The following is a 22,918-nucleotide window of genomic DNA, read 5'->3' as shown; positions in this document are numbered from 1 at the left end:
CGCAATGCTCGCCACGGACACCGCCCTCGGGGCCGCGCGCCCTGCCCTTCACACCCGCGTCGCCTCGATCCTCGGCGGATCGGTGGGCAACCTGATCGAGTGGTTCGATCTGCACATCTACACGGCGTTCTCGCTCTACTTCGCGCCGCAATTCTTCCCCGGCGACTCGCCGAACGTGCAGCTCCTCAACGCCGCCGGGATCTTCGCCCTGGGCTTCCTGCTGCGGCCCCTCGGGAGCTGGATCTTCGGCATCTACGCCGACCGGCACGGGCGGCGTACCGCGCTGAGCCTGTGCGTGACCCTGATGTGCGCGGGCTCGCTGATGATCGCGATCTGCCCGACCTACACCCAGGCCGGGATTCTGGCGCCGGCTTTGCTGCTCCTCGCGCGCATGCTTCAGGGCCTGTCGCTCGGCGGCGAGTACGGAGCGAGTTCCGTCTACCTGACGGAGATCGCGGATCCGCGGCGCCGCGGCTTCTTCAGCAGCTTCAACTACGTGACGCTGATCTCCGGCCAGCTGCTGGCGACAGCCCTGCTGGTCTTGATGCGGATCCTGCTCAGCACCGACCAGATCGCCGCCTGGGGCTGGCGCATCCCCTTCGCCATCGGGGCGGCCTGCGCGGTGATCGGCTACGCCCTGCGCCGGAACATCGCCGAGACGGACCAGTTCAAGGCGCTCCAGCGCCGGGGCCCGCCGGAGCGGCCAACCCTGCGCCTCCTGGCTTACCCGCGCGCGCTGGTCCTGGTCGCCGGCATGACCGTCGGCGGCACGGTCGCGTTCTTCACCTACACCGTCTACATGCACCGTTTCCTGTCGAATTCGGCGGGGCTGACGCGGGACCAGACGACGCTGGTCTCCTGCGCCACGCTGTTCGTGTTCGCCCTGCTGCAGCCCTTGCTCGGCGCGCTGTCGGACCGGATCGGGCGCAAGCCCCTGCTGCTCGCCTTCGGCGTATTCGGGACGCTCGGCACCGTGCCGCTGATGACCGCGATGACCCGGGTCCACGATGCGTGGTCGGCACTCATCCTCCTCATGATCGCGCTCGTCATCGTGTCCGGCTACACGTCGGTGAACTCGGTGGTGAAGGCGGAGCTGTTCCCGACCAGCGTGCGCGTCCTCGGCGTGGGCCTTCCTTATACTTTGGCGACGTCCCTGTTCGGCGGCAGCGCCGAGTATGTCGGCCTGTGGTTCAAGCGTCTCGGCCACGAGAGCCTGTTCTTCTACTACGTCAGCGCCTGCATCGCCTGTACCTTCGTCACGACGCTGTTCCTCAAGGAGGGCGGCACGGCGAGCCTCGATCCGGAGCGGGTCGCGGGAAGCCTTGCGGGCGGGGACGACGCGCGCGACCGGTTCCCGATCCGTGACGATCACAGCCAGACCGACCAAGGATTGACCCCATGGCAGACCCCCAACTCATCGTGCAGCGGGACGGGCCGATCGGCTGGCTGATCTTCAGCAACGTCGCCAAGCACAACGCCATGACGTTCGAGATGTGGGGCGGCGTGCCCGAGGCGATCGCCGGCCTCGCGGAGGATCCGGAGATCCGCATCCTCGCGCTGAAGGGCGCGGGCGAGAAGGCGTTCGTGTCCGGCGCCGACATCTCCGAGTTCGAGACGAAGCGCGGCTCCAGCGAGGCCCAGATGGCCTATAACGCCGCCGCGGATGCGGCGACGGCCATCATCCAGACCTGCCCCAAGCCGACGCTCGCCATGGTGCGCGGCTACTGCATCGGCGGCGGCCTCGCCCTGGCGCTGGCCTGTGATCTGCGCTTCGCCGCCGAGGGTACGCGGTTCGCGATCCCGGCGGCCAAGCTCGGCCTGGGCTACCGCTACGCCGGCATGCGCCGCCTCGTCGACGTGGTCGGCCCCTCGCGGGCCAAGGACATCTTCTATTCGGCACGCCAGTTCGACACCGCCGAGGCGCTCGACATGGGGCTGATCAACCGGGTCGTCCCCAAAGAGGCACTGGAGGAGGAGGTCCGCGGCTACGGGGCCCGCGTCGCCGCCAACGCGCCGCTGACGATCGCGGCCGCCAAGCTCGCCATCGACGCGGCCACCACCGAGCCCGGCCCGGATGCGCTGGCCGCCGTCGACCGGGCGATCAAGGCCTGCTTCGCCAGCGAGGATTACCGGGAGGGTCCGATCGCCTTCCGCGAGAAGCGGCCGCCGAACTTCAAGGGCCGCTGAGCGGCCCCCGACCCGCCACACCGCGCGAAACCTTGCCACGCAGAACCCTGCGACGCGAAACCGGGAGACGCCCATGCCCTCCGCCCATGCGCTGAGCCGCTTCACGGTGCTGGATCTCACCCGCGTGCGCTCGGGGCCCACGGCGGTGCGCCAACTCGCCGATTGGGGCGCAGACGTCATCAAGATCGAGCCCCCCGGGGGCGACCGGATCGGCGGCAACCGCGACGGTTCGGACTTCCAGAACCTGCACCGCAACAAGCGCAGCCTCACCCTCGACCTGAAGCAGCCCGAGGGCGTCGCCGTGCTGAAGCGGCTCGGGCACTCGGCCGACGTGCTCGTCGAGAATTTCCGGCCGGACGTGAAGGACCGTCTCGGCATCGGCTACGCGGCGCTGGCGGCCGAGAACCCCCGGCTCGTCTACGCCAGCATCTCCGGCTACGGGCAGGACGGCCCCTACCGCATGCGCCCCGGGCTCGATCAGATCGCGCAGGGGATGGGCGGGCTGATGTCGATCACCGGCGAGGCCGGCGGGGGCCCGGTGCGGGCCGGCATCGCGGTCGCCGATTCGAGCGCCGGCCTGTACTGCGCCCTCGGCATCCTGACGGCGCTCTTGGAGCGGGAGCAGTCGGGCCAGGGGCAGTGGGTCCAGACCTCGCTCCTGCAGGCGCAGATCGCGCTGCTCGACTTCCAGGCGGCGCGCTGGACCATGGACCACGAGGTCCCGCCGCAGATCGGCAACCACCACCCGACCGCCAGCCCCATGGGCGCGTTCCCGGCGGCCGACGGGCACGTGAACATCGCGCCGATCGGCGAGGCCATGTGGTGGCGCCTGTGCGCCGTGCTGGGCCATCCCGAATGGGCCGAGGATCCGCGCTTCGCCGACCAGCCGGCGCGCAGCCGCAACCGCCACGACCTCGCCGAGGCGATCACCGCGGTGACGCGGACCCGGATAGCCGCCCATTGGGTCGAGGCCCTGAACGCGGCCGAGATCGCCTGCGGCCCGGTCTACACGATGGATCAGGTCTTCTCCGACCCGCAGGTGCAGCATCTCGGCATGGCCGAGACGGTGGAGCATCAACGCCTCGGGCCCATCGGTCTCATCGCCCAGCCGATCCGGATGTCCCGCTCGGAAGGGCATGTACGAACGGCGGCGCCCGATCTCGGCGCGCAGAGCGACACGATCCTGCACGCCTTCGGCTTCGACGCGCAGGCGGTGGCGGACCTGCGGGAGAAGCGCGTGATCTGAAGACCGGCCAGCCCGGCCCCGAGACCGGGCGGCCATCAGGGAGGACACCATGTCGGACCGGAGACGCCCATGGACCGCTTGAGCCTCGCCGCGGTCCCGGACCGCGCACCCACGGCCGCACGGGTGACGTCAAGCAGCCGGGTCTTCTGGATCACCTGGGCGGGCTGGATGCTCGATGGCTTCGACTCGGCCATCTACATCTTCGTGCTGGTCCCGGCGGTATCGGACCTCCTCGCGGCCGGGGGCATCGAGCCCGCCCGCGGTACGATCGCGCTCTACGGCGGCTACTTCTTCTCGATCTTCATGCTGGGCTGGGCCTGCTCGATGTTCTGGGGCTGGCTCGCCGACCGGATCGGGCGCGTGAAGGTGATGTGCCTGACGATCCTCGTCTACTCGGTGTTCACCGGGCTTTGCGGCCTCGCGGGCGGGCTCGCCTCGTTCGCCGTGTTCCGGTTCTGCGCGGGATTCGGCGTCGGCGGCGAGTGGGCGGCGGGAACGCCGCTGCTCCACGAATCGGTGAGCGAGCATCAGCGCGTGCGGCTCGCGGGCTGGCTCCACACCGCGACGCCGACCGGTCTGCTGCTGGGCGCGGCCGCCTCGTTCCTCGCCCCTGTGATCGGCTGGCGGGGCATGTTCTTCCTGGGCGTGCTGCCCGCCCTCCTCGTCGTGGCGATCCGCGCCACCGTGCAGGAACCGCCCCGGGCACAGCAGGCGCGGACCGAGCCCGGCGCCGATCAGCCGAGCCTCGCCGCCATGTTCACGGGGCCGCAGGGCCGCACCACCTGGGCGGCCGGGCTGATGATGTCGTGCATCATCCTGGGCCTGTGGTCCTCGACCTACTGGGCGCCGACCCTGGTGATCAGCAAGCTCGTCGCGACGGGATCGACGCCGGCCGCCGCCCAGAAGGTGGCGGCGATCAGCGGGATCATCACCAACATCGGCACGCTGATCGGCTGCCTCGCGATGCCGTTCATCGCGACGTGGTTAGGCAGCCGCCGCCGGACGGCCACGGCCTTCTTCCTCGGCGCCTTCACCATCAACCTGGTGGCCTATCTGGGCGCAGCCGTCTGGCTCGACAGCGTCACGCTGTTCATCGCGCTGTTGCCGCTCGTCGGCTTCTTCACCAACGCGGTGTTCGCGCTCTACACGATCTGGCTGCCCGAGCTGTTCCCGACGCGCCGCCGCGCCTTCGGATCCGGCTTCGCCTTCAGCTTCGGGCGCATCCTCGGCGCGCTGGGGCCGACGATCGTCGGCAGCCTCGTGGTCGTGACAGGATCGTATCCGGAAGCCCTGGCGATCATCTCGCTGATCTATCTCATCGGCTTGCCGACAATCTGGCTTGCTCCTGAGACCGCGAACAAGGCGCTTCCTGTCTAAGAGCGGAATGGTCTCCTGGATCCGACGATCTGGCAGGTCCAGATGTTTCGTCCAGACACTGCGGGGAAATTCTACGCTATCGTATAAGATGCAAACATCTGGGGTTGAGGATTAATTATCTTCGTCAGTCCACTCGGTTTGGTCTAACATGGTTGTGGGGCGCGCAAGCCAGCAATCGGTAAAGCAAACGATGCGCCGCCGGATCAGCGGCTGAAATTCAAGAGCCAACTGTCACCCGATGTACATTGCTGCCTGTAGAGCATGATTGACGGGCACCCCGGTCGGGGACATCCTCGCAATCAATCCGCGGCCCAGAAAAACGGGCCGAAGAACAAGTGGTAGGCCAGCCAATAGGCCTGCCCGGGGAACGAGGGAACGCCTTTGATCAGTCGCCGCACGTTCGCCGGTGCCGTCCTCGGCGCGCCGGTAGCCCTGCCGTTCCTGGCGCGATCGGGCTTCGCCGCAACACCGACCCACACACTGAAGCTCACCTTCGCCGACACGCAGGCGCATCCGCTCTACGCTGTGCTGAAGCGCTTCACCGAGAACGTAAACAAGCGGACGGACGGCGCTGTCGAAATCCAGGTGTTCAGCATCGGCCAGCTCGGCAGCGGCACCAACATCATCACCGGCATGCAGACCGGCATCATCGATCTGTGCGCACACACCTCCGGCTTCATCGGCCCGCTCTTCCCGCGATTTCAAGTGGTGGATCTGCCCTTCCTCTTCCCCGAGGCCAAGACCGCCGAACGGGTTTTGGACGGGCCGATCGGCGGTCAACTCCTCGACCTCATGCCCGCCAAGGGCATCTACGGACTATCCTACGGTCACTGGGGTTGGCGCGTCGTATCGAGCGTCGAGCGGAAGGTGCCGGAGCCGACTGACATCAAGGGACTCAAGATCCGTGTCCAGCCCGGCGCGATCTTCGCGGCGATGTTCCGAACACTCAGCGCGAACCCGATCTCGATCGACCTGACCGAAGTCTACCTCGCGCTGTCCCAGCACACGATCGAAGCCATCGAGACGCCGATGATCTCGGTCGCGGCCGGCAAGCACGACGAAGTCGTGCGAACGATCAACACGACCAATCACGTCTACAACGTCGGCGTCCTCATGGCGAGCAAGGCCAAGTTCGACGCCCTGCCCGAGCAGGCGCGGAGCGCGATCAGGGCGGCGGCGCACGATATGACGGGCGACTGGCGCACCACGATCGCGGCGGCGACCGACGAGACCACCGCGCGCTTCAAGGCGAAGGGCTTGGCGATCCTGCCGGTGGACCAGGACGCATACCGCAAGCAGGTCGAGCCGGTGTACAAGCAGTTCCGCGACATCATCGGGCCGGATCTGGTCGATACCGTGATGAAGGAGGTCGGGAAGGGTTAGCCTCCCGTGTCCGCCGGAGAGCCCACGCTGGCCCACGGTACGATCGAGCGGACATCGACAACGCTCGCCCTGTCGCCATACGCCGCGCTCCGCCTGTACGGCCGCGGGCTCGACCTCGTCGAGTGGCTCTGCCGCGCCCTCCTCGTCGTGGCGCTCGTCGGCGAACTCGGGATCATCCTCTGGGACATCACCGCCCGCTCGACGATCGATCTGTCGCTGTTGTGGGCGGACGAGGCCGCCAAGCTCTGCCTCACGACGCTCGCCTTCATCGGGGGCGCCTTGGCCTACCGCGCCAAGCATCACACCACCGTCGAGTTCGTGCGCCAACTGCTGCCGGCCGGTTGGCGCGAGCCCGTCGCGATCGCGATCGACGGTCTCGTCCTCGTGACCGCGGCCACCGTCGGCTACGTCTCCCTCGACCTTCTATCGATCACTGCGCTGTCCACGACGCCGATCCTGCAGATCAGCGCCGCTTGGTTCGTCGTCCCGCTCAGCGTCGGTATGGCGCTCGTCGTGCTGTTTGCGATCGAGCGGTTCGCGACGGATTACCGCCCTGCTCTCGCCTGGCGCACGCTGGCTGGCGTCGCCGGCACTGTTTCGATCGTGCTCGCCGTCACCGCGCTGCCAGCCGTCTCGCGCCCCGGTCCACAGGCGGCGCTCGGCCTGATGCTGGTCCTGTTCTTCGCCGCCGTCCTCCTCGGCCTGCCGGTCAGCTTCGCGATGCTGCTCGGCTCGCTGTTCTTCCTCCAACTGACCGGAACGGCGCCGCTGATCGCGGCAGCGCAGAACACCGTCGATGGGACGGGCAACTTCATCCTGCTGACCCTGCCGTTCTTCATCTGGACGGGCCTCATAATGGAACGCGGCGGGATCAGCCTCCGGCTGGTTCGCTTCGCGATGGCGCTCGTCGGCCATCTGCGCGGCGGCCTGCTCCAGGTCGTGGTCCTGACGATCTACCTCGTGTCCGGCATCTCCGGATCGAAGGTCGCCGACGTCGTCGCGGTCGGCTCGGTGCTGCGGGGCGAGCTGAAGAAGCAGGGCTACGGGCCCGAGCGGAGCGCGGCGGTCCTGGCAGCCTCGGCCGCGATGTCGGAGACGATCCCGCCGAGCCTGGCGATGCTGGTCCTCGGCTCCGTCGCGCCGATCTCCATCGGGACACTGTTCATCGCCGGCCTCCTGCCCGCGGCCGTGATCGCCGTTCTGTTGATGATCCTGAACTGGGGCCTGGCCGTGCGTGAAGGGGCACCACGCATGCCGCGCGCGACCGGACCCGAACTCGCCCTGGCGGCCGGGGCGGCCGCGTTGCCGCTCGTCATGCCGGTCCTGATGGTCGTCGGCATCCGCTTCGGTTTCGCCACCCCGACGGAAATATCGGCGGTCGCCGTGCTCTACGGCCTCATCCTGGCCTGCGGCGTGTACCGCGCCTTCGGGCTGCGCGATCTCGTGCGGATCGTCGTGGAATGCGGGGTGCTGTCCGGGATGGTGCTGTTCATCATCGCCGCGGCCGGCTCGTTCGCCTGGACGCTCACCGCGGCGAACCTTCCGGTCGCCCTGATCTCGCTCCTGCACGCGCTCGGCGACAGCCGGGCGGCGTTCCTGATCGGCTCGCTCGCGCTGCTCGTCGTGGTCGGCTCGCTGCTTGAAGGGCTGCCGGCGCTGATCATCCTCGGGCCGCTGCTGATCCCCATCGCGGGCCAGTACGGGATCGACAGCATCCACTACGCGATGGTCATCATCCTCGCGATGGGGATCGGCATCTTCATTCCACCGATCGGCATCGGCTTCTACATCGCGTGCGCCGTCGCCGAGAGCCGCATCGAGGCGGCCAGCCGGGCGATGATCCCCTACCTCATCGTGCTCGTCCTTGGCGTGCTCGCCGTGGCGTTCATACCCTGGTTCACCCACGCCCTGCCCAACCTCGTCGGATCGCGCTGAGCCCCATGATGGACGATACCTGCCTCGCACCCGATCCGGACGTGCGTCCCCCGACCTTCCAGATGCCGCCCGGTGCGACCGACGCCCATTTCCACGTCTTCGGTCCGAACCGCCTCGCGCGGCTCGTGCCCCAGCGCGACTACACGCCGCCGGAAGCCGCGGCCGCGAGCGCGCGCCGGCTGTTCGACGCGCTCGGCATCAAGCGGATCGTCGTCATCCAGGCGAGCATCTTCGGCTTCGACAACCGTGACCAGCTCGAGGAAGGCGCCCAGATCGGGCTACCGATGCGCGCGGTCGTGGTGGTCGGTCCGGACGCCTCCGAGGCGGAGATGCGTGCCTTGCACGAGCGAGGTGCGCGCGGCATTCGCTTCATCATGGCCCATCCGGGCGGCCTCGAACCGTCCGGGATCGAGCGGGCCGCGGCCCGGGCCTGCGAGATGGGCTGGCACCTCCAGTTCCTCCTGAAGCCCGCACACCTCGTGGAGCTGGAGCCGCGCCTGCGGCGGCTTCCCTGTCCGGTGGTGATCGACCACATGGGGTTTCTGGCGCCCGAGCAGGGGCTCGAGCAGCCGGGGTTTCAGGCCCTGCGTCGCCTCATCGAAGCCGGCACGGGGTGGGTCAAGCTTTCCGGCGCCTATCGCCTGTCTCAGGGAGGCCCGCATTATCCGGAGCTTCGCCCCTATGTGGAGGCCCTCCTCGCGCTCAGACCCGATCGTCTCCTGTGGGGGAGTGACTGGCCACATGTCGGGTTGAGAAGCGGGATGCCCAACACCAGCGACCTCCTAGAACTGTTTGGTTCCTGGGTTTCCGACGAGGCTGACCGTCGGCGCATTCTCGTCGACAACCCGGATGCGCTCTTCGAATTTTGAGCGCGTTGACAGGGCGGCATCGTCGGTCGCGATGGACTGGTCCGCCGCACCATCGGCTTCCGGGGCGAGGAACGGTCTTCCCTCCCCGTCCCCCGGGACGGACAAGCGGGATTGGGGGCGACCCACGCCCTACGGAGCTTCAGGCCCGCGGATCGGGCAGGGACGCGAACGCCATCCTCTCCGGGGAACGCCTCGAACTCAGGCGCCGACCCAATGGGTCAGCACGTTTCGCTGCGCGGCCTGGATGTGCTGACGGGCGCTGGCCTCCGCACGTTGACTGTCGCCATCCGCGATGGCCACCACCAGCGCGGTGTGCTCCTGTTCGGCTTCGACCACACGGTTCGCATTGCGCCGCCGCGTGTTGCCGACGAGGGCCAGCAGGGCCGCCATGGAGCTGAGATGCTCGGCGAGGTACCGGTTCCGGGCACAGGTGTGGATCGTCAGATGAAGTTCGCGGTTGTGCCGTGCGCCGGCCACGGGATCGTCCGCTGAGGCGCGCTCCTGTTCGAGGATGTGCCGCATCCGTGCGATGTCGACCGGCGTCGCGTATCGCGCGGCCAATGACGCTGCGGCGCCCTCGGCCCATTCGCGCGCCGTGTACAGCTCCGAGACCTGCTGCTGATCCAGGGCCGCGATCCGGATGCCGCGATGCGACTGCATGCTCAGCAGTCCCTCCGCCTCCAGGCGCTGCAGGGCATCCCGGAGCGGCGTGCGGCTCATCTCGAGCCACGTGGTCAGATCTGCCTCGCGCACGAGCGATCCCGGCGCCAGCTGACCGTCCTGAATCGCCGTGAAGATCGCGTCGTAGGCGCGGCGGCTCAGCGGCCGGTCACCCCCTGGACTTCCGGGCAGCCAGGATTTCTCAGCCTCCGACCGCAGTTGTCCCTCCATCACGCTCCCGCGTCCCGCCTCGAACCCTACCGTCACGTCACGCTGGACTCAACCGTATACAATTGTATATGGATTGACGGGTACGGGTCGGATCCGCGTGCAACGGCCCGCGAAGCCTTCCGAGTGTGGTCCTGCCATTTCGGGATTTGCGGGCCTCCATTCGGGGCCGTTCGACCCGGCGCGCCAAACGAGAGCGACACACAGAAGGTCGCCGCCCTGCACGATCCGGCCCGTAACGCGCGGGCCTGGAGTCAGTGAAACATCGCCCGGGAGTAGACATGCCGTTCAGGCGAGGTTGGATCGCGCTGCTCCTGTTCGCGCTCGCGATGATCAATTATATCGATCGCGTAACGTTATCTTTTGCCGCAGGGCCGATCGCGAAGGAATACGGGCTGGATCCGGTTTCCTTGGGGTATCTCTTCTCGTCGTTCCTGTGGACATACGCGCTGTTTCTGATCCCGATGGGCCTGCTGGTCGACCGGTTCGGTGCCAAGCGCGTCGCGGGTTTCGGGCTCACGCTCTGGTCGCTGGCGACGGCGGCGACCGGCCTGTCGACCGGCTTCGCCTCGCTTCTCGCGACACGTCTCGCGATGGGGGCGGGTGAGGCGACGAGCAATCCCGCGGGCGCTCGCGTCATTCGCGAATGGATGCCGGCCGGCGAGCGTGGGGCCATGAACGCGGCCTTCAACAGCGGGTCCTACGCGGGGCCTGCCCTGTGCGCCCTCGTGGCCGGTCCCATCATCGAGCATTTCGGCTGGCGCGCGCTCTTCTTCGCCGCCGGGGCGATCGGGCTGCTCTGGCTGATCTGCTGGCTCAGCCTCTTCTTCCGCCCGGAGGACGCGCGCTGGCTGAGCGAGCCTGAGCGGGCCAAGATCCTGGCCGAGCGGACCGGCAACACGGCGGCCGCGGGCGACCGCACGGGCCTGGTCGGTATGCTGTCGTCCGGGCCGACGCTGTGGGGGCTGGCCCTGACGATGGGCTGCAACGTTTACTCGCAGTACCTCTTCCTGACATGGCTGCCGAGCTATCTGCAGACCACCAAGGGGCTCACGATCGCCAAGACCGGTCTCTACGCCGCGATCCCGTACACGGTGGCCATGGTGCTCTGCATCGTGATCGGGTTTCTCAGCGATCGTATGATGCGGGGTGAGGTCGGCGGCGGTCGGCGCCGGTACGTCATCGCGTCCACGATGATGCTCGCGGCCACCGTCCTGTTCGCGCCCTTCGTCGACGCCGTGTGGCTGATCCTGGCGCTGATCGCGGTATCCCTGACCGGCATCGCCTCGACGACGTCGCTGACGTTCTCCCTGGTCAACGACCTGCTGCCTAACCCGCGCGATATCGGTGTCGCCATGGCCTTCGTCGTGGTCGGCGGCAACGTCTTCGGGCTGATGGCGCCGATCGTGACCGGGTACGTCATCCGGGCGACGGGCAGCTACGACGGCGCCTTCTACGTCGCCGGTGCCCTCCTCATCTGCGGCGCGGCCTCGGTCCTGACGCTCACCCGCACGCCGATCGGCGCGCGGCGATCCGAAGTCGAGGCAGAGGTCGCTCCCCTGTCGCAGCGGATCTGAGGCCGTCATGTTCGCTTTCGTCGGATCACGCACGACGGTCGAGCGCAACGCGCGGGGCGAGGGTCTGTCGGTCTACGCGGTCCTGCCCGACGGCACCTGGGAGCTGCGCCATGTGCTGCGTGGCCTGACCAACCCGTCCTATCTCGCCCTGAGCCGGGCGGCGGATCGGCTCTACGCCGTGCACGGCGACGGAGAGAGCGTCAGCGCCTTCGCGGTCGCGCGGGACGGTGCCGTCTCGCTCCTCGGCACACGAGCGACCGAGGGGCGAAACCCCGTCCACCTCCTGATCCACGAACGCGCGCGCGCGCTCCTCGTCGCGAATTACGCCACCGGGAGCCTCGCGCGCCTACCGATCCACGCGGACGGCACGCTCGGCTGCGTGGCCCAGCGTCTCGAACTGCCGGGTCAGACGGGCCCGCATCGAACCCAGCAGACGGGGTCTCATCCCCATCAGGTCGTGCTGGACCCGACCGGCGACCGGGTCATCGTGCCGGACAAGGGCCTGGACCGAGTGTTCGTCGTCGCCGTCGGACGCGATGACGGCCGCCTCGCACTCAGTCCGGACGGACCGCCACCCGGCCGCGAGGGCGCCGGGCCGCGCCATGCCGTCTTCGATCGTTCCGGCACCATCCTCTTCGTGGCGAACGAGCTCGACTCGACGGTCACCCGCTTCGCCTATGAGGCAGGCAGCGGCCGTCTCTCGCCGCGCGAGATCGTCTCCACGCTGCCGGCCAGCTGCCTCAAGACCAGCCACGCCGCCGGCATCGCGCTGACCCCGTGCGGGCGCTGGCTCTACGTGTCGAACCGTGGCGACGACAGCATCGCAGTCATCGCTGTGGAGGCCGCGGGCCTGAGGCCGAAGGCCTGGATCCCGACCGGGGGCGCGAAGCCGCGTTTCATCACGCTGGACCCCACCGGACTGACGCTGCTGGTCGCGAACGAGGACAGCGATACGATCGTATCCTTCGCCGTGGATCAGGTCACCGGCGCTCTCGCCCGGACCGGGCAGGCGGTCGAGACCGGATCGCCCGTCTGCGTCGTGTTCGGCAGCCCGGCGGCATGATGGATCAGCGCTCCGCGCCGCCACGGCCTGCCGGACCCGGCGGTAGATGGCCGCCTTTCTCCTCACAGATCGAATCCCCGTCCGACCCCGGATCCGCGCCCATGACCGACGAGCGAATTTCCCCAGACCGGCTGCGCGCCTTCGCGACGGCCGCCTACGCGACCACCGGCATGCCGGAGGATTGGGCGGCGCTGTGCGCCGACACGCTCGTGCAGGCCGATCTCTGGGGGCACCAGTCGCACGGCGTCATGCGCTTACCCTGGTACATGGCCCGGTTGCGGGCCGGCGTCTGCGATCCGCTCGCCGAACCCGAACTCGTGGTCGACGGCGGTGCGATCGCGGTCCTCGACGGCCGCGAGGCCATGGGACAGATCTCGGCTGCCCGCGCGGCGCAGGAAGCGGTCGATCGAGCAAAGCGGCACGGCATCGGCGCCGTGGCGGTCCGCAACTCGAACCACTTCGGAACCGCGATGTACTTCACGCTGATGGCGGCGCGCGCGGACTGCGTCGGCTTTCTCTCGACGAACGCCAGCCCCGCCATGGCGCCCTGGGGCGGGCGGCGGAAGGTCGTCGGCAACAATCCGTGGTCCTGGGCCGCACCCGCCGGCACCCACGCGCCTCTGGTGCTCGACATCGCCAACACGGGCGTGGCCCGCGGCAAGATCTACCTCGCGCGTCAGAGGGGGCAAACGATCCCGGAAGGCTGGGCGATCAACGCTGAGGGCGCGCCGACCATCGATCCGCAGGAGGCGATCGACGGCATCATCCTGCCCATGGCGCAGCACAAGGGCTATGCCATCTCGGTCGCGATGGACATGCTCTCGGGGGTTCTCACCGGCAGCGCCTTCGGACCCGGGGTGCACGGGCCGTATCAGGCCCGGGAACGCAGCGGCGCCGGTCACCTGATGATCGCCCTCGATATCGCGGCATTCCAGCCGATCGAGAACTTCGGCACGCGCATGGACGAGATGATCGCGGGCCTGAAGGCCGTCCCGCTGGCACAGGGATACGACGAGGTCTTCTATCCCGGCGAGATCGAGGCTCGGAACGACGCCGATCATCGGCGCGCCGGGTTGCAGCTGCCCGACGACACGCTGGACGACTTGCGAACACTCGCGGGCGAGATCGGGCTCGCGGACCGGCTTCCTTTCTCCTGAGCGGCGCGGCGTCCGGGGCCTGGCAAAGTCTGCTGACGCGACGACACGACCGCGGATCCTGCCCGGTCACTCCGCGAAGCGGCGCGGGGAGCCTCCTGCGCCGCTCGTCACCCGCGCGCCCGATAACGCGCGCTGCGCACTCTGCCGAACGCTCAGCACCGAGCGGCCTGAAGCACCGGGGCGACAAGTCGATGGGTGATGGACCCGAATTTGCAGCGATATTCGAGCGAAGAGACGAAACAATTAAGACAGTCGAGTTGCTGAACACGATGCCACAGATAAACTCGGGTCAGCTGCTCGAAAGCCTCGATCGATCAGCGCTCACGCCCAAACACTGGCGCATGTACGTGACGGCCGCGCTCGGCCATCTGTTCGACGGCTTCGACATCAACATGATGGGCTTCGCGCTGCCCGGCATCGTCGCGGCCTTCGCGCTCAGCCCAGCTCAGGCCGGCATCCTCGCCTCGAGCGTCTTCATCGGCATGCTGATCGGCTCGACCTGTGTCGGCTTCCTCGCCGACCGGTTCGGACGCAAGTGGACGATGGTCGGCGCGATCACCGCCTATTGCGCCCTCAGCTGCGCCGTCGCGTTCGCCTGGAACCACGACTCACTCCTGGTGCTGCGGATCCTCCAGGGTATCGGTTTGGGGGCGGAGGTGCCGCTCGTCTTCACGTACCTCTCCGAGTTCATCCCGACGCGCCGGCGCGGCCTCATGCTCGCCTCGACCGTGGCGTTCTGGCAAGGCTCGAGCTTCCTCGCGGCGATGGTCGCCCTCTTCATCATCCCGGCGTTCACGTGGCGGGGAATGTTCATCGCGGGAGCCGTTCCAGGCCTCGTTCTGATCGTGCTCTGGGTGATGCTACCCGAGTCGGTCCGCTTCCTCATCGCCCGCGGACGTCTCGAACAGGCCGGCCGCATCGTCGATGGTCTCAGCACCATCGACCCACGGACGCTTCCGCCGCCCCGACATCGACCGCCGGCCGAGCCGGCGCACCTGAGTGCAATTCTGCGCGGCGGCTATCTGCGGCCGACCGCGAGCATCTGGCTGATGCAGCTCACCGGCGGGGCGGTGTTCTTCGCCGTGGCGATCTGGCTGCCGTCGATCTTCGCGCGGATGGGCTTTCCGGTGGTCAAAAGCTTCGCGTTCACCGGACTGATCGCCGGGACGGGCGCGCTGGGCAACATCGCGGGCGGCCTGCTGCTGGATCGTTGGGGGCGGCGCACGACCGTCCCGGTGTTCCTCTGCGTCGGGGGTCTCCTCATGTTCGCGTGGGGGCAGGCCACCGAATCCTGGTCCATCCTCGGGCTCGGCGCGCTGACGGCGTTCTTCGCTTCGGGCGGTGCGGGCGGTCCACTCTTCGCCTACACGAGCGAGGTCTACCCGACGCGGTACCGCGCGGTCGGGACGGGCTGGGCCGCGGCCTGGCAGAGGATCGGCGGGATCGTCGCGGCGCCGATGCTCGGATGGATGCTGGGCAGCGGCGCCCCCAACTACGCCTTCTTCACCGCCTTGGGCGTCCTGCTGCTGATCGGGGGTGTCGGGGGCTACCTCCTCGGCTACGAGACGCGCGGCAAATCACTGGAAGCGGTCGCGGCGGAACTCGCCGGGACGACGGGTCAGGTGTGAGACGATGCCGCATTTCGAACGCGACAGACGCCGGCTGCACTACGAGGTGCTCGGCCGGGGCGATCCCGTGATGCTGATTCACGGTTTCACGAACGCCGGGTGGTCCTGGATGAACCAGGTCGCCGCCCTGGTGTTCGCCGGCTACAGTGTGATTCTGCCCGATCTGCGCGGGCACGGCCTGTCGGATCCCGCCGCCGACGTCACCACCGTGGACGATCTGACCCGGGATGTGATCGGGTTGCTCGACCATCTCGCGATCGCGCGCGCCTCGGTCTGCGGCTTGTCGCTCGGCGGCATGATCGCGCTGACGCTCGCGCTCGAGCAGCCGCAGCGGGTCGACCGGCTGGTCGTGGCCAACTCGCGGGCCGCGTTCAACGACCCGGCGACGGCGGGTCTCGTCTCCGGCTGGGTCGAGATGTTTCATCAGCCGGGCGGGCCACTCCGACGCTTCCAAGCGACGTGGCCCGTGATGCTCAACGCGCAGTACCGGGAAAGCTCGGCCGGACGCGCGACTTACGCAACTTGGTGCCGCTTGGCCGAGCGACACAGCGGGTCCTCACTCGCGAACGTCGCCCTCGGCATGCGCGCGTTCGACGTCGCGGGCCGCCTCCAGGGTATCGGGCATCCCACCCTGGTGATCGCCGGCGAAGAGGACAGGCTGTTCCCGCCCGCCGTCGCGCGCGAGGTCAGCGACGGCATGGCCGATGCGCAATTCACGATCATCCCTGGGGCCGCGCACATCTCGTCTCTGGATAGCGCGGAGGCGTTCAACGCGCGCCTGCTCGCCTTCCTCGCCGGTTGATCGAGAACGCTGAACCCCTCGGATGTCCCGCTGATACGGGTCCTTCCCTTAGCGTGGCGGGACGTCCCAACCCGCCTGCTTCAGCCGGGCGCTCCCGTTCGGTCCGGTCACGAAGGCGATGAAGGCGCGTGCCGCGCTCGGGTCCTGCGTCTTTGTCGTGACGGCGGCGGCGTAGGGCGTCCACGTGTTGACGGCCTCGGGCAGGAACCCCGCGAACGCCACACCTGGTGCGTCGATGAGCTCGCTGGCCTGTGTCAGCCCGATCGCTGCCCGGCCCAAGGCGACGGCAGATGCCACCTCGGCGCCGGTGGCGCAGAGCACCGCTCTGGCCTGCACGGCCTCAGCGAGGCCGAGCCGGGTCAGCATCCCGTCGAAGAAGGCGCCCGCCGAGCCGCCGCCCTTGGGATCGATGTAGGCCACGGCGGGCGCCGCAAGGAGCGCGGTGCGGAAACCTGCCCCGCCCGTCAGGTCGGGGAGCGCGGCCCCGGATTTGACGGCGGCGCCGAGCCGCATACGTGCGACATCGACCTTGGTCTCCGGCCGGACGTCGCCGCGCGCGACCAGCGCGTCGATGCCGGCCGAGGCGGTCATGACCACGTCGGCGTCTTCGTGCGCGGCAAGCTTAGCGAGGACGCCGCCCGCATTGGTGATCGTCAAGACGAGGTGATCGCCGGTCATTGCCTCGAACGGCCCGGCGAGGTCGCGCAGGCTGGACGCGTAGACGCCCGTCGCAAGCACACGGATGTCGGCCGCCGCCGCGGGCGGGCTTAGCGCTGCCATGCAGCAGGCGATCGACAGCAGCTGAGCTCGGCACATGGAATTTCTCCTCGGGCGCGACGCCCGCGATCGCGCGAACCGACGGGATGCGTCGGATTGCGGAACGCGGAGCGCCGCACTCTACACACGATGGGCCGCGTCCGGCCGCTGTCCGCCGCCCCGCCTGTCGCGCCCTCCCCCGTCGCGCCCTCCCCCGTCCGAGCGCGGCCCCGGAGACGCCCGATACGGCGGCACCGGGACGCCTCTCCTCGTGGCATCGCCGCACGGTCGCCCGGGGAAGTGAGCCCGGACAGCGAGGGCGGGCTGTCGGCCACGGAGCGCGGAGCGGGCGGTGCTCGAAGCCGGGACTTGCCCCTCATCCTGCCTCGGGTGTTTTCGCCCGCGGGGCGAGCGTTGCGGCCTACGCCCGCTCGCCCGGTAGGACGGGGATCAGCGGGGCGCGCGTGCGGCCCAATCCCAACGCGAGCGCGGCGCCCGTGGCCGTGACCAGGGCGAGCGGCAGCAGGCCCAGCGCGTAGCTGCCGCTCGCATCCTTGATCACGCCCATCAGGAACGTCCCGACGAAGGCGCCGAGATTGCCGATGGCGTTGATCTGCGCGATCCCGGCCGCGGACGCGCCCGGCGGCAGCCATTCCGTGACCATGGCCCAGAATGGGCCCTTGACGGCGTAGGTCCCCAGGATCGCGAGGAACAGGATCGCGACCGTTGATCCGAACCCCTGCGCGGCCAGCGCCGCCGCGAGGCAGAGCGCGGTGAGCGCCTGCGGCCCGGCCACGTGCCAGGCCCGCTCCCCCGTGCGGTCCGAGCGTCGGGCCCAAAGCACCATCAGCCCGGCCGCGACCCCGAACGGCACCGAGTTGAGCAGGCCGATCTCCATGGTTGAGAGGCCATAGGACTTGAAGATCTGCGGCTGCCAGATCGACAGGCACGCGCTCGCGCCGACACTGCCGGCGAAGATCAGGCCGGCCGCCAGCACGCGTCGATCGAGGATCACCCGCCAGACGGACGGCCGGACCAGCGGCTGCTCCGCGCGCTCGGCGTCCAAACGTCCGGTGAGCCAGCCGCGCTGCGCTGCGTCGAGCCAGGGCGCCCGGTCCGGGCCCTCCGGGAGGAACCGAAGGACGAGCAAGCCCAGCACCACGGCCGGCATCGCCTCGACGATCGACATCAGCTGCCAACCGCGCAGACCCAGCCAGCCGTCGAGCCCGAGCAGTGCCGCCGAGAGCGGCGAGCCGACGAAGTTCGACAGGGGCACGGCCACCGCGAAGAGGGCGATCACCCGGGCGCGATAGGCCTTCGGGAACCAGCGCGTCAGGTAGAAGATCACGCCGGGATAAAAGCCGGCTTCAGCCGCGCCGAGCAGGAAGCGGACCGCGCAGAACGAGACCGGTCCGACGACGAGCGCGGTGGCCGCGGAGATCAACCCCCAGGTGATCATGATCCGGGCCAGCCACAGGCGGGCGCCGAACCGCTCGAGCATCAGGTTCGAGGGCACCTCGAACAGGAAGTAGGCGACGAAGAACAGGCCCGCGCCCAGGCCGAAGACCGAGGCCGAGAGGCCGGCATCGGCGTTCATCTGCAGCGCCGCGAAGCCGACATTGACCCGGTCGATGAAGGCGACGAGGAAGCCCAGCATCAAGAGCGGCATGATCCGGAGCGTGACGCGCCGCATCGTCGCCCGCTCGATCTCGGACGGGGTGTCGTCGCTCGTCGATGTCACGGGCCGCTCCGGGTCTGAGGGGGCATCCGCGCGCGGATGCTGGTCCGGGCGCAGGCGACCGGCAGCACGGGCTGTGCCAGCCCGGCCCGTCAGGTGCCGACCCGGAGCGGGGCGGCGAGCTTGCGCAGGTAGGCGATGACCGACAGGGCCGTGATGCGGCCCGTACGGGGGTTCTCGTCGGTCGGCACGTTCTCGATCGTCATGGAGAACCGCGCCGCGTCGGCCTCGACCTCGATGCGGTGGGTGTTGCGGTCGAGGTTCGGGTCCGCCCAGATCTCGAGTTCGGTCCGATCCGGTCCGATGCCGGCGAGCGAGAGCGCGACCGCGACGTTGAGGTTGGCCGGAAACCCCCGCGCCGCCTCGCGCGGGCTGCCCGAGAAGACCCGCATCGGCTCGGTGATGCCGGCGATCGCGATGCCGTTCTCCACGAGGTAGGGCGCGCCGACGAGGCCGCGCACGGGCTTGCGGGTGATCATCCGCACGGTGTGGATCGTTCCCTCCGCGGCGGCCGTCACGGCATCGAGGCCGAGTAAGGCGCCGGTCGGCACGACGATCTGCCCGCCGTTGGCACGCGCCGCCGCCACGAGGTCCTCGTGGTCGAGGAGCGCCCCGCAGCTCAGCACGACGGCGGTTTTGCCCGCCGTCACGAACGGCCGCACGATCGCGGGGAGGTGCTGGGACGGCGCGCATTCCAGCACGATGTCGGCCCGCGGCTCCAGAGCGTCGAACGCTGTGACGACCTCGGGCGGTTCAGCGAACGCCGCGAGCGCAGCGCGGGCTTTGCCGGCGTCGCGGACCGCGACGGCGGTCAGGGTCAGACCCGGTATGGCCCCCCCGTCGAGTGCGCGCGCCACGGCGCGCCCGACGGTGCCGAGGCCGGCGATCGCGACGCGCCCACCGCGGACCGGCGATCTGGCTGCTTCCTGCGTCGGCATGCTGGGGTCCCGTTTTATCGCGGCCGAAACGGCCGGCCACCGCCACCCTTACGCATCGGCTGTGCCGAACAATGACGCGGATCGGCTCCATCTTGGACCGCCGATCAACCGGCTGCTAGGCCCGAACGCGCCGCCGGCATGCGGCTTGCCATGTGCCCCCGGGGATGTGACCCTGACTGGCGCGCCGGGCGCGTGCGTGCTCGACGAGGTGCAGGATGGATCGCCGTCGTTTCCTCCGGCTCGCAGCGGCCCCGGCCCTCACCGCGGGCATCGCACGGCCGGTCCGCGTCGCCGCGCAGGGCACACGCGTCCTGCGCTACGTGCCCTACACCGACGTCACGGTCCTCGACCCCACCTGGAGCACCGCCTACGTCACCCGCGACCACGCGGCGATGGTCTACGACACGCTGTTCGCCCTCGACGAACGGCTGACGCCCCAGCCCCAGATGCTCGATGGCCACACGGTCTCGGACGATGGCCTCACCTGGGATCTCACGCTACGGCCGGGACTGAACTTCCACGACGGCTCGGCCGTACTCGCCCGCGATTGCGTCGCGAGCCTCGTGCGCTGGGCGCGCCGTGACGCCTTCGGCGGGGCGCTGATGGCCGTGACCGACGAACTCGCGGCACCCGACGACGGCACCATCCGCTTCCGCCTCAAGCGGCCCTTCCCGCTCTTGCCCTACGCCCTGGCCCGCAACGGCGCCCCCTACCCCGCAATCATGCCCGAGCGGCTGGCACGGACCGACGCCTTCACCCAGCTCACCGAGATTGTCGGGAGCGGCCCGTTCCGCTTCAAGGCGGACGAGCGCGTCGTCGGCGCGCGCGCCGTGTACACCCGGTTCGAGGGCTATCGCCCGCGCGAGACCGGGACGCCGAGCGGCTCCGCCGGGCCGAAGATCGTGCATTTCGACCGGGTCGAGTGGCTCGTCCAGCCGGACGCGGCCACCGCAGTCAACGCCCTCGTCGCGGGCGAGGTCGACATGTTCTACAATCCGCCCACCGACCTGTTGCCGATCCTGCGCCGCAGTCGCGACCTCCAGGTCTTCCAGGGCGATCCCCTCGGCAACGTCGCCCTGATGCGGGTGAATCACCTGCACCCGCCCTTCGACAATCCGGGCGTGCGCCGCGCCGTCCTCTCGGCCGTGCGCCAGGAGGACTTCATGCTGGCGATGATGGGCGAGGACCGCGCCCTGTGGCGCGACGGGGTCGGCATCTTCCCGCCCGGCACGCCGATGGCGAGCGAGGCCGGCCTCGACGTCCTGACGAGCCCGCGGCCGGTGGAGGAGGCCAAGCGCGCGCTGGAGACGGCGGGCTATCGGGGCGAGCGCGCGGTGGTGCTGATCTCGACCGACAGCCCCAAGCTCCAGGCGCTCGGCGAGGTGGCGGCCGACCTGATGCGTCGCATCGGCATGAACGTCGACCCGCAGGTCACCGACTGGGGCACCGTGGTGCAGCGCCGCGCTAAGAAGGAGCCGGTCGCGCAGGGTGGCTGGAGCGCGTTCTTCACGACCTTCTCCGGCCAGGACCTGCTCGACCCCGCGGGCTACCTGGCATTGCGCGGCACCGGCGAGCGCGCGTGGTTCGGCTGGCCGACCGACGCACGGGTGGAGGATCTGCGCGCCCAGTGGCTGGCGAGCGGCGACCCCGCGCAGCAGCGGGCGATCTGCAGGGACATCCAGGCACGGGCGATGGCCGAGGTGCCCTTCATGCCGCTGGGGCAAGCCTTCTACGCCACGGCGGCCAAGCGCGACCTCACAGGCATTCTGAAGGGCTTCAGCACCTTCTGGAATGTGCGGCGGGCTTGAGGAGATCGGGATCATGGCGGATGACCTCGCCTACATGCCCGCGGCGGAACTCGCGACCCTGATCCGAACGCGGCGGCTGTCACCGGTGGAGCTCATGACGGCGACGCTCGCGCGTATCGCCAGGGCCCAACCTGTGCTGAACGCCTTCATCACCGTCGCGGAGGAGCAGGCGCTCGCCGGCGCCCGGGCAGCGGAGGCCGCGGTGATGCGCGGAGAGCCGCTGGCGCCGCTGCACGGTCAGCCGGTCTCGATCAAGGATCTCGTTCCGACCGCCGGGATCCGCACCACCTGGGGCTCGCGCGTCTTCGCCGAGCACGTGCCGGAGGCCGACGCGGAGGTGGTGACCCGCCTGAAGGCTTCCGGCGCAATCGTCGTGGGCAAGACCACCACACCGGAATTCGGGCAGCAATGCCTGACCCAGGCGCCCCTGTTCGGGCGCACGCGCAACGCCTGGGACGCGGGCCGCACATCGGGTGGCTCCAGCGGCGGGGCGGCGGTCGCCGCGGCGGCGGGACTGACCGCGCTCGGCGTCGCTACGGACGGCGGCGGCTCGACCCGGATCCCCGCCGCCTGCAACGGCGTCGTCGGATTCAAGCAGGGGCTCGGCGTCGTGCCGCAGGAGTACGCCCAGGACGGGTTCGGCAACATCTCCTACGTGACGCCGATGACCCGCACCGTCCGCGACACGGCGCTGATGCTCGACGCGATGGCCGGACCCGATCCCCGGGATCCACTCAGCGCGGGTCGGCTCCAACCGGGCTTCGTCGCGACGCTGGACGCCGTTTCGCCCGGAGCGAAGTCCCTCGCCGGGCTGCGCGTCGGCTGGCGACCACTCCTCGGCAACGCGCACGTGGCGGCCGACGTGCTGGCCGCCTGCGAGCGGGCGGTCGCCGCCCTGGCGGATCTCGGTGCCGAGACGCGCGGGCACGCGGCGCCGTTCGAAAACCCGGAGACCCTCTGGTTCGTCAGCAACGGCGCCTACCGCATGGCGCAGTTCGGCCACCACCTCGCGCGGCACCGGGAGATCCTGTGCCCGACCTTCGTGCGCCAGATGGACCGGGTGCGCGACGTCTCGGCCGCCGAGCTCTACGCGGCGATCTTCGCCCGCACCGCCCTCTACCGTCAGGTGCAAGCGTGGTTTGACGACATCGATGTCCTGGCGATGCCGACCCTGTCGCGCACGGCCCTGCCGATCGACCAAGACTTCTTCGGGCCGATCACGATCGACGGGACACCCGTGCCGAACCTGCGCGCGGCCTGGTACCCCTACACGATGCCGTTCAACCTCACCGGCAACCCGGCCGTGAGCCTGCCCTGCGGGCTCGACGAAGCGGGCGTACCGGTCGCGATCCAGCTCGTCGGACGCGTCGGCGAGGACGCGCGCCTGCTGCGCGTGGCGGCCGCCTTCGAGCGGGCGATGCCCTGGGCGGACCGGCGGCCGCCGCTGCCGGAACTCGACTGACCCGAGGAGCAGAGATGGGCACCTACGATCCGCACCGCCGAACCCCGAGCTTTGAGGCCGCCGCGGAGACGTTCCTCGCAGGTGCCGACTCGCCCCGTGCCTAC

18 protein-coding genes are annotated in these 22,918 nt (G+C 69.5%); 14 read left to right on the top strand and 4 right to left on the bottom strand.

Going from position 1 to position 22,918, the window contains the following annotated elements; genetic code table 11:
* Positions 1-4: 4 nt before the first annotated feature.
* From OXS27_RS23885 to OXS27_RS23855, 7 genes are all read left to right on the top strand, one after another.
* Entirely contained in the window at positions 5-1,450 is a 1,446-nt protein-coding gene (locus OXS27_RS23885; protein ID WP_267359161.1) for an MFS transporter, read from the top strand.
* Positions 1,399-2,187 (top strand): enoyl-CoA hydratase, encoded by a 789-nt coding sequence (locus OXS27_RS23880; RefSeq protein WP_267359159.1) that lies wholly within the window; start codon positions 1,399-1,401, stop codon positions 2,185-2,187. The genes OXS27_RS23885 and OXS27_RS23880 overlap by 52 nt, the downstream gene beginning before the upstream one ends.
* Positions 2,188-2,260: 73 nt before the next feature.
* Positions 2,261-3,433 (top strand): CoA transferase, encoded by a 1,173-nt coding sequence (locus OXS27_RS23875; protein ID WP_267359157.1) that lies wholly within the window; start codon positions 2,261-2,263, stop codon positions 3,431-3,433.
* 69 nt (positions 3,434-3,502) lie between these two features.
* The gene (locus OXS27_RS23870; RefSeq protein WP_267359155.1) at positions 3,503-4,810 is read left to right on the top strand and encodes an MFS transporter; all 1,308 of its coding nucleotides are present in this window, start codon (positions 3,503-3,505) and stop codon (positions 4,808-4,810) included.
* 381 nt (positions 4,811-5,191) lie between these two features.
* Positions 5,192-6,193 carry a TRAP transporter substrate-binding protein gene (locus tag OXS27_RS23865; protein WP_267359153.1) on the top strand — a complete coding sequence of 334 codons (1,002 nt, stop codon included), beginning with the start codon at positions 5,192-5,194 and terminating at the stop codon, positions 6,191-6,193.
* Positions 6,194-6,199: 6 nt separating this feature from the next.
* Entirely contained in the window at positions 6,200-8,128 is a 1,929-nt protein-coding gene (locus tag OXS27_RS23860) for a TRAP transporter large permease subunit (RefSeq protein ID WP_267359151.1), read from the top strand.
* Between the two features lie 62 nt (positions 8,129-8,190).
* Entirely contained in the window at positions 8,191-8,997 is an 807-nt protein-coding gene (locus OXS27_RS23855; protein WP_267359149.1) for an amidohydrolase family protein, read from the top strand.
* Between the two features lie 198 nt (positions 8,998-9,195).
* Here OXS27_RS23855 and OXS27_RS23850 read toward each other — a convergent pair whose 3' ends face one another.
* Positions 9,196-9,888 carry a GntR family transcriptional regulator gene (locus tag OXS27_RS23850; RefSeq protein ID WP_267359147.1) on the bottom strand — a complete coding sequence of 231 codons (693 nt, stop codon included), beginning with the start codon at positions 9,886-9,888 and terminating at the stop codon, positions 9,196-9,198.
* 278 nt (positions 9,889-10,166) lie between these two features.
* Between OXS27_RS23850 and OXS27_RS23845 the strand changes: the two genes are divergently transcribed.
* The 5 genes from OXS27_RS23845 (at position 10,167) to OXS27_RS23825 (ending at position 16,112) form a co-directional block, all read left to right on the top strand.
* Positions 10,167-11,462 carry an MFS transporter gene (locus OXS27_RS23845; protein ID WP_267359145.1) on the top strand — a complete coding sequence of 432 codons (1,296 nt, stop codon included), beginning with the start codon at positions 10,167-10,169 and terminating at the stop codon, positions 11,460-11,462.
* A gap of 7 nt (positions 11,463-11,469) precedes the next feature.
* A complete protein-coding gene (locus tag OXS27_RS23840; protein ID WP_267359143.1) occupies positions 11,470-12,525 on the top strand; it encodes a lactonase family protein in 1,056 nt (351 codons plus the stop codon).
* A gap of 101 nt (positions 12,526-12,626) precedes the next feature.
* Positions 12,627-13,682: an Ldh family oxidoreductase gene (locus tag OXS27_RS23835; RefSeq protein WP_267359141.1), complete on the top strand. Its 1,056-nt coding sequence runs from the start codon at positions 12,627-12,629 to the stop codon at positions 13,680-13,682.
* 269 nt (positions 13,683-13,951) lie between these two features.
* Positions 13,952-15,310, top strand: coding sequence for an MFS transporter (locus OXS27_RS23830; RefSeq protein WP_267359139.1), 1,359 nt, complete (start codon positions 13,952-13,954; stop codon positions 15,308-15,310).
* A gap of 4 nt (positions 15,311-15,314) precedes the next feature.
* The gene (locus OXS27_RS23825; protein ID WP_267359137.1) at positions 15,315-16,112 is read left to right on the top strand and encodes an alpha/beta fold hydrolase; all 798 of its coding nucleotides are present in this window, start codon (positions 15,315-15,317) and stop codon (positions 16,110-16,112) included.
* A gap of 48 nt (positions 16,113-16,160) precedes the next feature.
* Here the strand turns inward: OXS27_RS23825 and OXS27_RS23820 are convergent, their stop codons facing one another.
* The 3 genes from OXS27_RS23820 to OXS27_RS23810 all read right to left on the bottom strand — a co-directional run bounded on the left by OXS27_RS23820 (position 16,161) and on the right by OXS27_RS23810 (position 19,544).
* Entirely contained in the window at positions 16,161-16,928 is a 768-nt protein-coding gene (locus OXS27_RS23820) for a substrate-binding domain-containing protein (RefSeq protein ID WP_267359135.1), read from the bottom strand.
* 361 nt (positions 16,929-17,289) lie between these two features.
* Positions 17,290-18,609 (bottom strand): MFS transporter, encoded by a 1,320-nt coding sequence (locus OXS27_RS23815; RefSeq protein ID WP_267359134.1) that lies wholly within the window; start codon positions 18,607-18,609, stop codon positions 17,290-17,292.
* A gap of 89 nt (positions 18,610-18,698) precedes the next feature.
* The gene (locus tag OXS27_RS23810) at positions 18,699-19,544 is read right to left on the bottom strand and encodes an aspartate dehydrogenase (protein WP_267359132.1); all 846 of its coding nucleotides are present in this window, start codon (positions 19,542-19,544) and stop codon (positions 18,699-18,701) included.
* Positions 19,545-19,759: 215 nt separating this feature from the next.
* On the opposite strand from OXS27_RS23810, the gene OXS27_RS23805 reads away from it, so the two are divergent.
* A complete protein-coding gene (locus tag OXS27_RS23805; protein WP_267359130.1) occupies positions 19,760-21,352 on the top strand; it encodes an ABC transporter substrate-binding protein in 1,593 nt (530 codons plus the stop codon).
* Between the two features lie 13 nt (positions 21,353-21,365).
* Positions 21,366-22,814 (top strand): amidase family protein, encoded by a 1,449-nt coding sequence (locus OXS27_RS23800; RefSeq protein ID WP_267359128.1) that lies wholly within the window; start codon positions 21,366-21,368, stop codon positions 22,812-22,814.
* The last annotated feature ends 104 nt before the right edge of the window (positions 22,815-22,918 follow it).

The sequence above is a fragment of the Methylobacterium sp. GC_Met_3 genome, from assembly GCF_026540775.1.
GTDB lineage: Bacteria > Pseudomonadota > Alphaproteobacteria > Rhizobiales > Beijerinckiaceae > Methylobacterium.
Note: the sequence above shows the minus strand (reverse complement) of the source record. Positions and strands in the feature narration are given on the sequence as shown.

What these genes read in the sequence shown, in the direction of transcription:
- OXS27_RS23825 (WP_267359137.1), top strand. Translation starts at nt 15,315, where the DNA reads ATGCCGCATTTCGAACGCGACAGACGCCGGCTGCACTACGAGGTGCTC.
- OXS27_RS23805 (WP_267359130.1), top strand. Translation starts at nt 19,760, where the DNA reads ATGGATCGCCGTCGTTTCCTCCGGCTCGCAGCGGCCCCGGCCCTCACC.
- OXS27_RS23800 (WP_267359128.1), top strand. Translation starts at nt 21,366, where the DNA reads ATGGCGGATGACCTCGCCTACATGCCCGCGGCGGAACTCGCGACCCTG.
- OXS27_RS23835 (WP_267359141.1), top strand. Translation starts at nt 12,627, where the DNA reads ATGACCGACGAGCGAATTTCCCCAGACCGGCTGCGCGCCTTCGCGACG.
- OXS27_RS23875 (WP_267359157.1), top strand. Translation starts at nt 2,261, where the DNA reads ATGCCCTCCGCCCATGCGCTGAGCCGCTTCACGGTGCTGGATCTCACC.
- OXS27_RS23830 (WP_267359139.1), top strand. Translation starts at nt 13,952, where the DNA reads ATGCCACAGATAAACTCGGGTCAGCTGCTCGAAAGCCTCGATCGATCA.
- OXS27_RS23820 (WP_267359135.1), bottom strand. Translation starts at nt 16,928, where the DNA reads ATGTGCCGAGCTCAGCTGCTGTCGATCGCCTGCTGCATGGCAGCGCTA.
- OXS27_RS23850 (WP_267359147.1), bottom strand. Translation starts at nt 9,888, where the DNA reads ATGGAGGGACAACTGCGGTCGGAGGCTGAGAAATCCTGGCTGCCCGGA.
- OXS27_RS23855 (WP_267359149.1), top strand. Translation starts at nt 8,191, where the DNA reads ATGCCGCCCGGTGCGACCGACGCCCATTTCCACGTCTTCGGTCCGAAC.
- OXS27_RS23840 (WP_267359143.1), top strand. Translation starts at nt 11,470, where the DNA reads ATGTTCGCTTTCGTCGGATCACGCACGACGGTCGAGCGCAACGCGCGG.
- OXS27_RS23845 (WP_267359145.1), top strand. Translation starts at nt 10,167, where the DNA reads ATGCCGTTCAGGCGAGGTTGGATCGCGCTGCTCCTGTTCGCGCTCGCG.
- OXS27_RS23870 (WP_267359155.1), top strand. Translation starts at nt 3,503, where the DNA reads ATGGACCGCTTGAGCCTCGCCGCGGTCCCGGACCGCGCACCCACGGCC.
- OXS27_RS23810 (WP_267359132.1), bottom strand. Translation starts at nt 19,544, where the DNA reads ATGCCGACGCAGGAAGCAGCCAGATCGCCGGTCCGCGGTGGGCGCGTC.
- OXS27_RS23885 (WP_267359161.1), top strand. Translation starts at nt 5, where the DNA reads ATGCTCGCCACGGACACCGCCCTCGGGGCCGCGCGCCCTGCCCTTCAC.
- OXS27_RS23880 (WP_267359159.1), top strand. Translation starts at nt 1,399, where the DNA reads ATGGCAGACCCCCAACTCATCGTGCAGCGGGACGGGCCGATCGGCTGG.